This window comes from Gordonia sp. (in: high G+C Gram-positive bacteria), from assembly GCF_012515855.1.
Classification (GTDB): Bacteria; Actinomycetota; Actinomycetes; order Mycobacteriales; family Mycobacteriaceae; genus Gordonia.
Genome location: NZ_JAAYXO010000025.1, coordinates 1 through 9,346, shown reverse-complemented (window position 1 = coordinate 9,346; position 9,346 = coordinate 1). Strand labels below are relative to the sequence as shown.

At 68.0% G+C, this 9,346-nt stretch carries 9 protein-coding genes; 6 read left to right on the top strand and 3 right to left on the bottom strand.

The window, feature by feature from the left end; genetic code table 11:
* Positions 1–169: 169 nt before the first annotated feature.
* Entirely contained in the window at positions 170–430 is a 261-nt protein-coding gene (gene rpsT / locus GX543_RS01615; protein ID WP_290849374.1) for a 30S ribosomal protein S20, read from the bottom strand.
* 211 nt (positions 431–641) lie between these two features.
* Between rpsT and GX543_RS01610 the strand changes: the two genes are divergently transcribed.
* Positions 642–1,745, top strand: a complete 1,104-nt coding sequence (locus tag GX543_RS01610; RefSeq protein WP_290849373.1) for a sulfotransferase family protein — start codon at positions 642–644, stop codon at positions 1,743–1,745.
* Positions 1,746–1,767: 22 nt separating this feature from the next.
* Here GX543_RS01610 and GX543_RS01605 read toward each other — a convergent pair whose 3' ends face one another.
* Positions 1,768–2,169, bottom strand: a complete 402-nt coding sequence (locus GX543_RS01605; RefSeq protein WP_290849372.1) for a type II toxin-antitoxin system PemK/MazF family toxin — start codon at positions 2,167–2,169, stop codon at positions 1,768–1,770.
* A complete protein-coding gene (locus GX543_RS01600) occupies positions 2,166–2,834 on the bottom strand; it encodes an alpha/beta fold hydrolase (protein WP_290849371.1) in 669 nt (222 codons plus the stop codon). The genes GX543_RS01605 and GX543_RS01600 overlap by 4 nt, the downstream gene beginning before the upstream one ends.
* Positions 2,835–2,982: 148 nt before the next feature.
* Between GX543_RS01600 and lepA the strand changes: the two genes are divergently transcribed.
* The 5 genes from lepA to cysT all read left to right on the top strand — a co-directional run bounded on the left by lepA (position 2,983) and on the right by cysT (position 9,323).
* A complete protein-coding gene (lepA, locus tag GX543_RS01595) occupies positions 2,983–4,875 on the top strand; it encodes a translation elongation factor 4 (RefSeq protein WP_290849375.1) in 1,893 nt (630 codons plus the stop codon).
* A gap of 3 nt (positions 4,876–4,878) precedes the next feature.
* Positions 4,879–6,945 carry a M3 family metallopeptidase gene (locus tag GX543_RS01590; RefSeq protein WP_290849370.1) on the top strand — a complete coding sequence of 689 codons (2,067 nt, stop codon included), beginning with the start codon at positions 4,879–4,881 and terminating at the stop codon, positions 6,943–6,945.
* 111 nt (positions 6,946–7,056) lie between these two features.
* Positions 7,057–7,257 carry a hypothetical protein gene (locus GX543_RS01585; RefSeq protein ID WP_290849369.1) on the top strand — a complete coding sequence of 67 codons (201 nt, stop codon included), beginning with the start codon at positions 7,057–7,059 and terminating at the stop codon, positions 7,255–7,257.
* A gap of 168 nt (positions 7,258–7,425) precedes the next feature.
* Positions 7,426–8,493, top strand: a complete 1,068-nt coding sequence (locus GX543_RS01580) for a sulfate ABC transporter substrate-binding protein (protein WP_290849368.1) — start codon at positions 7,426–7,428, stop codon at positions 8,491–8,493.
* The gene (gene cysT, locus GX543_RS01575) at positions 8,490–9,323 is read left to right on the top strand and encodes a sulfate ABC transporter permease subunit CysT (protein WP_290849367.1); all 834 of its coding nucleotides are present in this window, start codon (positions 8,490–8,492) and stop codon (positions 9,321–9,323) included. Before GX543_RS01580 ends, cysT begins: the two co-directional genes overlap by 4 nt.
* Positions 9,324–9,346: the final 23 nt, after the last annotated feature.

Below are 9,346 nucleotides of genomic sequence, written 5' to 3'. Positions count from 1 at the left end.
GGTCGGAGAACCGGCGAACACCGCAGCACACATCGCGCGGGGCACGCATCGCCGCACGACAGCGAACACCTCGATGACTACGTGGCCCGTCATCGAGGTGTTCGCTGAAGCTATTGAGTTCTGGTGCTCGGTACGGCGAGCGGGCGGGCGACCCGAAGGTCGCGTCGCGTCAGAGCTTGTTGACTGCGAGAGCCATGGCCGACTTCTTGTTGGCGGCCTGGTTCTTGTGAATGATGCCCTTCGAGGCAGCCTTGTCGAGTGCGCGGCTGGTGGTGACGAGCAGCTCGGCTGCCTTGTCCTTGTCGCCGCTGGCAACGGTCTCGCGGAAGGTACGGATGGTGGTGCGCAGAGCCGACTTGATCGACTGATTGCGCAGGCGAGCCTTCTCGTTGGTCTTGTTCCGCTTGATCTGAGACTTGATGTTAGCCACGCGATGTCCTCTTCTGACGTTCCTGTGCGACCGCAAGGGCCGAATGTTCGTTTCCGTTCGGCGACAGAGCGGTCAGTGGCCAGCGTCCATCGCAACAGCGTTCGACGATACCAGTGTCGACCGATGCGCCCAAAATCGTGGGCGCTCACCGCACATCGGAGGCCGGGGCGACCCGCGCGGCGGCACCTCGCTCGACTCTAGGGTGTCACGTATGTCTGTTGTCTACGTCCACGTCGGTCTACCGAAGACCGGTACCACCCACCTGCAGGACCGGCTGTGGCGGAATCGCGACCACGCCCTGGCTCGCGCGGATCTGCTGTACCCGGGCAACCGAATCGACGACCACTTCCATGCCGCGGCGCACCTGCAGCCGGAGCGCTACCTCGACTGGGCCGATCCCGCCCACGCCGACGTGTGGCCGGCGATGGTCGCCCAGATGCGGGCGTGGCACGGGTCGTCGCTGGTGTCGCACGAACTGTTCGCCAATGCCGGGCCCGACCACATCCGCAGACTCGTCGCCGACCTCGACTTCGCCGACGAGATCCACCTGGTGCTGACGGTGCGTGATCTGGCTCGTCAGGTGCCGTCGGTGTGGCAGGAGAACGTCAAGAACCAGCGTCGCGCGACGCTCCCGGAGTTCGTCGAGTCGATCCGAGGCGGCCCCGGCGGGTCGGACCAGGAGCCGTTCTGGGAGTTTCAGGACTACCGCCGGATCTGTGCCGACTGGGCCGAGGTCGTCGGTCCCGAGCGCATCCACATCGTGACGGTTCCCGCGCCGGGAACGCAGGCGCCGGGCGACGGGCTCTGGGAGCGCTTCGTCCGTACGCTCGGAGCCGATCCGGCCGACCTGCCCGAATCGGTGCCGAGCTCGAACTCGTCGCTGTCCGCGGGGCAGACCGAACTGATTCGCCGGCTGAACCGCCGACTGCAGCCCGACGACATCGAGTGGCGTCGGTACGAGGGCCTGGTGAAGGGGGTGCTGATCGGTGAGCATCTCTTCGCGACGCGCGACGGCGCGCCGGCGGGGCTCAGCGGTGAGCAGCTCGCGTGGGCCGCGCGCGCATCCGACGATCTCGTCGCGGCGATCGTCGGATGCGGCTATGCGGTCTCGGGCACGGTCGACGACCTTCGGGTCGCTCCGGGAACAGGTGCGGCGGAGGGCGTCGCGGGCGCCACGGCCGAGGACGCGCTCGAGGCCGCCCTCGACGCCATCGCTCAGTGGGCCAAGACGGCTCCGGTGCCCGACAACCGGCCTGCGCTGAAGACGCGCGCGGCGAACGTGGTCCGCCGCATCCGTCGCCGACTCAAGCGCTGACCCGCCACTCCGGATCCGTTCGCTACGACCAGCCGAAGCGTTCGCGGAGGACGTCGGCGACGGCGTCGAACCGATCGCGGTCGCACACCGAGCCCTCGCGACGAATGCTGTCGTCGGCGATTCGTAGGATGCGGTCGAGCCGCACGTAGCTGTCGCGTCGTTCGGAGTCCCAGGATCCGGTCCCGATGGGATGCCAGTCGTCATCGTCGCGGTGGTAGTCCTGGCTCGACAGCATGAGGCCGAGGACGTGATCGCCGCCCTCGCGTCCGACCACCAGCACCGGACGGTCCTTGCCCTGCGTCGGGTCCTCCTCGAACGGCACCCACGTCCAGACCACTTCGCCGGGGTCGGCGTCGCCGTCGAGGTCGGGGGAGTACGAGACGGTGCGGGCGAACTCGCGTGTCGGGTGTCCGGGTCGGCTCATCGGTCGGTGCTCCGTTCTGTGGCGAGTGGCAGCAGCCACTCGGTGACGGCCTCGGCGGTCAGGTCGCCGACGCCGCTGCGGTCGGGTTTGAGGCTGTGATCGGCCTTCTCGATCTCGAGCAGTCGCACCGGCGCGGTGAACAGGGCCAAGGCGTCGGCGAACTCGTCCGACGACCCGAAAGCGTCGGACCGGCCGTGGACGATCAACGTCGGCGCGGTGATGTCGGGCAGGTGCTCGGTCCGCGACTTCTCCGGCTTGCCGGGCGGATGCAGCGGGTACGAGGTGAGGAGCAGGCCGTCGAACAGGTCGGGGTCCTCGGCGGCGACCATCGAGGCCTGCCGCCCGCCGTACGAGTGTCCGCCGACCACCAGCGGACCGCCCGCCACGCCGCGCAGCTCCGCGACGGCGGATCGGATCCCGTCGCGGTCGCGGGCCGCCTTCGACGGCGACGGCGGTCCCTTCGGGCGGTCTCGCCGGTACGGCAGGTCGATGCGGGCAACGGCCAGGTCGCGTCCGACCAGTGCTGCCGAGAGTGCTCGCAGGATCGCGGACTCGCGGTTGGATCCGGCACCGTGGGCCAAGACGATCAGGCCCCGCGGGTCGGACGGACACCACACATCGGCCGCCACCGCGTCGTTCTCGACCGTGAATTGTTCGTCGTTCATGATGGCCCCGACCTTAGTGGCGCGCGCCGGAGATTCGTGCGGTTGGCGCGGCGCGTTCGGCGGCGGGGACCGATCAGAAGTCCCGAAAATCTCTCCTGCCCGGCGGCGAGGTGTGGGACTGTGCCGTCTCGTGCGAAACTGGAGGGCGATCTGTACCGGGCCCACCCCGGGACCCGCCGCGCAAGGAGTGAGTGAGATTCCCAGCTTCGCCGACAAGACGTTCACCGATCCCGCCCGGATCCGGAACTTCTGCATCATCGCGCACATCGACCACGGCAAATCGACGTTGGCCGACCGTATGCTGCAGCTGACGGGCGTCGTCGAAGAACGGCAGATGCGCGCGCAGTACCTCGACCGCATGGACATCGAGCGCGAACGCGGCATCACCATCAAGGCGCAGAACGTCCGACTCCCGTGGAAGATCGGCGACGACGAGTATGTCCTGCACCTCATCGACACGCCCGGTCACGTCGACTTCACCTACGAGGTCTCGCGTGCCCTGGAGGCCTGTGAGGGTGCGATCCTGCTGGTCGACGCTGCGCAGGGCATCGAGGCTCAGACGCTCGCGAACCTGTACCTGGCGATGGAGAACGACCTCACCATCATCCCGGTCCTCAATAAGATCGACCTTCCCGCGGCCGACCCCGATCGCTACGCCGCCGAGATCGCGCACATCGTCGGCTGCGAGCCGGAGGACGTGCTCCGGGTCTCGGGCAAGACCGGCGCCGGCGTGGCCGAACTCCTCGACGAGGCCGTCCGCCTGATCCCGGCCCCGGTCGGCGACCCGGACGCGCCTGCCCGCGCCATGATCTTCGACTCCGTCTACGACACCTACCGCGGCGTCGTCACCTACGTCCGCGTGGTCGACGGAAAGATCCTGCCGCGCGAGAAGATCCAGATGATGTCGACCGGCGCGACGCACGAACTCCTCGAGGTCGGCATCGTCTCACCGGAGTCGAAGGCGAGCGCCGGCCTGGGCGTCGGCGAGGTCGGCTACCTCATCACCGGTGTGAAGGACGTCCGGCAGTCGAAGGTCGGCGACACCGTCACGACCGCCAAGAAGGGGGCCACCGAGGCCCTCACCGGCTACCGCGAACCGCGCCCGATGGTCTACTCGGGCCTGTATCCGCTGGACGGCTCCGAATACCCCGTTCTCCGCGAAGCGCTCGAGAAGCTGCAGCTCAACGACGCTGCGCTGACCTTCGAGCCGGAGACCTCGGTGGCGCTGGGCTTCGGCTTCCGCTGCGGCTTCCTCGGCCTGCTGCACATGGAGATCACGCGCGAACGCCTGGAGCGCGAGTTCAACCTGACGCTCATCTCCACGGCGCCCAACGTGGTCTATCGGGTGATCATGGACGACGGCACGGAGCACGTCGTCACCAACCCGTCGGACTGGCCGACGGGCAAGACCCGCGACATCTTCGAGCCGATGGTCCGGACGACGATCATCGCGCCGAGCGAGTTCGTCGGCGCGATCATGGAACTGTGTCAGACCCGTCGCGGCGAGCTCGGCGGCATGGACTACCTGTCGGAGACCCGCGTGGAACTCCGCTACATGATGCCGATGGCCGAAATCATCTTCGACTTCTTCGACTCCCTGAAGTCCCGGACCCGCGGCTACGCCAGCCTCGACTACGAGGAGTCCGGCGAGCAGACCGCCGACCTGGTGAAGGTCGACATCCTGCTGCAGGGCGAGGCCGTCGACGCCTTCAGCGCCATCGTCCACAAGGACGCCGCGTACGGCTACGGCAACAAGATGGCGCTCAAGCTCAAGGAACTGATCCCGCGTCAGCAGTTCGAGGTGCCGATCCAGGCGGCCGTCGGCTCCAAGATCATCGCGCGCGAGAACATTCGCGCCATCCGCAAGGACGTTCTTGCCAAGTGCTACGGCGGCGACATCAGCCGTAAGCGCAAGCTGCTCGAGAAGCAGAAGGAAGGCAAGAAGCGCATGAAGACCATCGGCCGGGTCGAGGTGCCGCAGGAGGCCTTCGTCGCAGCCCTCTCGACCGACGAAGCCGGCGACAAGCCCAAGGGGAAGTGACCCGTGACCGGTGACCTCCGTGTGAATCCGGTTCTCGCAGAGTCGGAGCTGCCGTACGGCCTCCCGGATTTCGCGTCGATCAGCGACGACGATTTCCTGCAGGCCTACGACCAAGCGCTGGCCGCGCACCTCGCCGAGGTGGACGTCATCGCGTCGTCGCCCGCCGCGCCGACGTTCGACAACACGATCGGGGCGCTCGAGGCGTCCGGTCGAGCGCTGGCCCGAGCCAACGGGATCTTCTTCAATCTCGAAGGCCCCGACACCAACCCGCAGCGCGCCGAGATCGCGCAGGTGCTGGCGGTGCGGCTCACCGAGCACGGCAACGCGATCACCATGAATCCGCAGTTGTTCGCGCGGATCTCGGCGCTCTACGATCGCCGCGACGACCTCGGCCTCGACGCGGCCCAGCTGCGACTGCTGACGCAGCGCTATCGCGACACCGTGCGTGCGGGTGCCGCTCTCGACGCCGACGGCCAGGCACAGATGCGGGAGATCTCCGGGCGTCTCGCGACGCTCACCACCGACTTCGGTCAGCGGTTGCTCGACGACACCAACGCCTCGGCGGTCCACTTCGTCGACGCCGCCGAGCTCGACGGGCTGTCGGTCGCCGAGATCGCTGCGGCGTCCCGCGCGGCGGCCGACGCGGGCCGGGACGGTTACCTGGTGTCCCTGGAACTGCCGACCAGCCAGTCGGCGGTCGCGAAGCTGACCGATCCGCTCTCGCGGCAGCGGGTGTTCGACGCGTCGATGACCCGCTGCGCCCGCGGCAACGAGTACGACACCCGCGCGATGATCATTGAGATCGTCACCCTGCGCGCTCGTCGTGCCGCGCTGCTCGGGTACGCCTCGCACGCCGAGTACGTGATCGCCGAGGAGACCGCGCCGAGCCCCACTGCCGTCGCCGACCTGCTGACCGAGCTCGGTACCGCCGCGATGGCGGCGGGGGACGCCGAACTCGCGCGTCTCACCGAGCGCGGCGGACATCCGCTCGCACCGGCCGACGTGACCTACTACCTGGCCGCCGACCAGCGCGCCCGCGCCGCAAACAGTGACAGCGCAGATGGGGACAGCGGCGCTTCCGTCGACATCGGCGACTTCGAGGACTACTGCGAACTCGACGCGGTCCTCAACGACGGCGTCTTCGTCGCGGCCGGAAAGCTGTACGGACTGAGCTTCGCCGAGCGCGACGACCTCGCCGGCTATCACCCCGACGTGCGGGTCTGGGAGGTCAGCCGCGACGGCGAGGGCATCGGACTCTTCCTCGGCGACTTCTACGCTCGGCCGTCCAAGCGCGGTGGCGCGTGGATGAACAACATCGTCGATCAGTCCCACCAGCTGGGGACCGCTCCGATCATCGTCAACGTGCTGAACCTGACCAAGCCGGAGCCGGGGCAGCCGTGCCTGCTATCGCTCGACCAACTGGTCACGCTGTTCCACGAGTTCGGCCACGCGATCCACGGCTTGCTGTCGTCGGTGGAGTACGTGTCGCAGTCGGGCACGTCGGTCCCGCGCGACTTCGTCGAGTTCCCGTCGCAGGTCAACGAGATGTGGGCGCTGCATCCCGACGTCGTCGGTCGCTACGCCCGACATCACGTGACCGGTGAGTCGGCCCCGCAGGTCCTGCTCGACGCGGTCCGCGGAGCGGGCGGCACCGAGTCGGCGCACTCCACCGTCGAGTACCTCGCCGCCGCGGCGCTCGACCTCGCCTGGCACCGGCTGGCGGAGGCCGACGTGCCCGACGACGTGCTGGCCTTCGAGGCACGCGCGCTCGCCGACGCCGGGCTCGCGTCCGAACTCATCCCGCCGCGCTACCGCAGCACCTACTTCAACCACGTCTTCGGCGGCGGCTACTCGTCGGCGTACTACTCGTACATCTGGTCGGAGATCCTCGACGCGGAGACCGAGCAGTGGTTCCTCGCCGGCGGCGGTCTGCAGCCGGATCTCGGGGCGGCATTCGCCGACGCCGTGCTCTCACGGGGCGACAGCGTGGACCCGGTGGCTGCGCATGCCGCGATGATCGGTCACCCGGCGCGGATCGAACCGTTGCTGACCCGTCGCGGACTCGCCTAGCGCACTGGGTCACGCACCGGCGTGAGCGCCGTCGCAGTGACCGAAAGAGTAGGGTTTCAAATCAGCGTGGGCGTAACCGCGTGGGCACGCAGTCGATGAGGTGATCAAGCAATGAACAGCATTCTGTCCTGGTGGGACGGAGTCGAAGAGTGGCTCACGGGCCTGCCTTTCATCCCGCAGCTGATCGTCACCGCCATCGTGCTGGTGCCGCTGGCAGTGGTCGCCGCATCCGGCGTGAATTACCTGGTCGGGACGCTGTTCTCGAAACTCGGCCGCGCCGAAGCGGACGATGACCACGGAGTAGGAATCTGACGCGATGTTTCGTTCTAAAGTCACCATGGCGCTCGTCGCCTTGCTCATCCTCGTCCTGTTGGCCTGGCTGCTTCTGCGATAGCACAGCCCCGAGCCCCCGTCGTCGCAGCCGATTCGCGCGGCAGCGCACCGTTGAGACCGGACGGCGGCGGTGGTTAGGTTCTTCGGGTGAGTACGGGAACCAAACGGCGGGCACGGACCGCGACGATCAACCTGACGGTGATCGTCGCACTCATCGTCGCGCTGACCGGGTGCGGTGGGGGATCCACCGACACCCCGGGCGGGGCCGACATTTCTTCTGGCAGTAGGCATCTCAACCTCGTGGCGTATGCCACGCCCAAGATCGGCTACGACCTCGTCATTCCGGCGTTCCGGGCGACGCCCGAAGGCCGCGACATCGGCTTCTCGCAGTCCTACGGCGCCTCGGGCGATCAATCGCGCAAGGTCGCTCGCGGGCTTCCCGCGGACGTCGTCAACTTCTCTGTCGAACCCGACGTGACCCGACTGGTGAAGGCCGGTGTGGTCGACGCCGACTGGCAGACGCAGGCCCCCAACGGCTCGGTGCCGTTCGGCTCCGTGGTGGCACTGGTGGTCCGCAAGGGCAACCCGAAGAACATCCGCACCTGGGACGACCTCCTGCGCCCAGGCATCGAAGTGGTCTCGCCCAACCCCGGGAGCTCCGGTTCGGCCAAATGGAACCTGCTGGCTCCGTACGCGGCCAAGAGCGACGGCGGTAAGAACCCGCAGGCCGGGCTCGACTACCTCAGCACCCTGGTGCGCGACCACATCAAGATCCTCCCCAAGTCGGGCCGCGAGGCGACGTCGGCCTTCCACCAGGGGCAGGGCGATGTGCTGATCAGCTACGAGAACGAGGCGATCATGCTCGAGCGCAAGAATTCCGAAGCCACCCCGGCCGAGCAGATCGAGTACGTGCTCCCGTCGACCACCTTCAAGATCGAGAACCCGGTGGCCGTCGTCAACACCAGCGCCGACAAGAAGGCCGCCCACTCGTTCGTCGACTTCCTGTACTCGCCGCGCGGTCAGGAACTGTGGGCTCAGGCCGGCTTCCGTCCCGTCGAACCCGCCGCCGTCGCGAAGACGGCGCACCTGTTCCCGGGTCGCATCGACACCCTGTGGACGGTCGACGACCTCGGGGGATGGAAGACGGTCGACGCCGAACTGTTCGGAAACGACGGAGCCATCAGCAAGATCTACGCGCAGGAGGCCGGCCGATGACCGCACCATCCGACACCGAGGCGTTCACGCCGCGTCGCGGGTGGCGCCCCGACGGGCCGCTGTCGCTGGGCATCACCGGCCTGTGGCTGTCGATCATCGTGCTGCTGCCGCTCGCCGCGGTGGCCGCGGCGTCGTTCGACGACGGCCCCGCAGGTTTCTGGGCCGGCGTCACCGCGCCCGGGGCCTTGCAGGCGCTCGGGATCACCCTCGTCATCTCCCTGCTGGTCGCGGCCATCAACGTGGTGTTCGGCACCATCATCGCGTGGGTACTGGTGCGTGACGAGTTCCCCGGCAAGAGCGTCGTCAACGCGATCATCGACCTGCCGTTCGCGCTGCCGACCATCGTCGCCAGCCTCGTGCTGCTGTCGCTGTACGGACCCAACAGCCCCTTCGACATCCACCTCGCCGCCACCCAGCCCGGCGTCGTCGTCGCGCTGACCTTCGTCACCCTGCCGTTCGTGGTGCGCCAGGTGCAGCCGGTCCTGATGGAGCTCGACACCTCAGTCGAGGAGGCGGCGGCCGTCCTCGGTGCCAACAACCGCGTCATCTGGGGCAAGATCGTGCTCCCCGCCCTGCTGCCCGCCATCCTCAGCGGCGCCGGCCTGGCGTTCACCCGAGCGATCGGCGAGTTCGGTTCCGTCGTGCTGATCGGCGGCAACATCCCGGGCAAGACGCAGGTCGCCTCGCAGTACATCCAGCAGCAGATCGAGGTCGACGAGCCCGTCAACGCCGCCGCGGTGTCGGTCGCGCTGCTCGCCATCGCCTTCATCGTCCTGCTCCTCCTGCGCCTGGTCGCCAAGGTGCAGATCCGCCGGGAGGGTTCGGAATGATCGTCTCGCGCTTCACCCGGCTG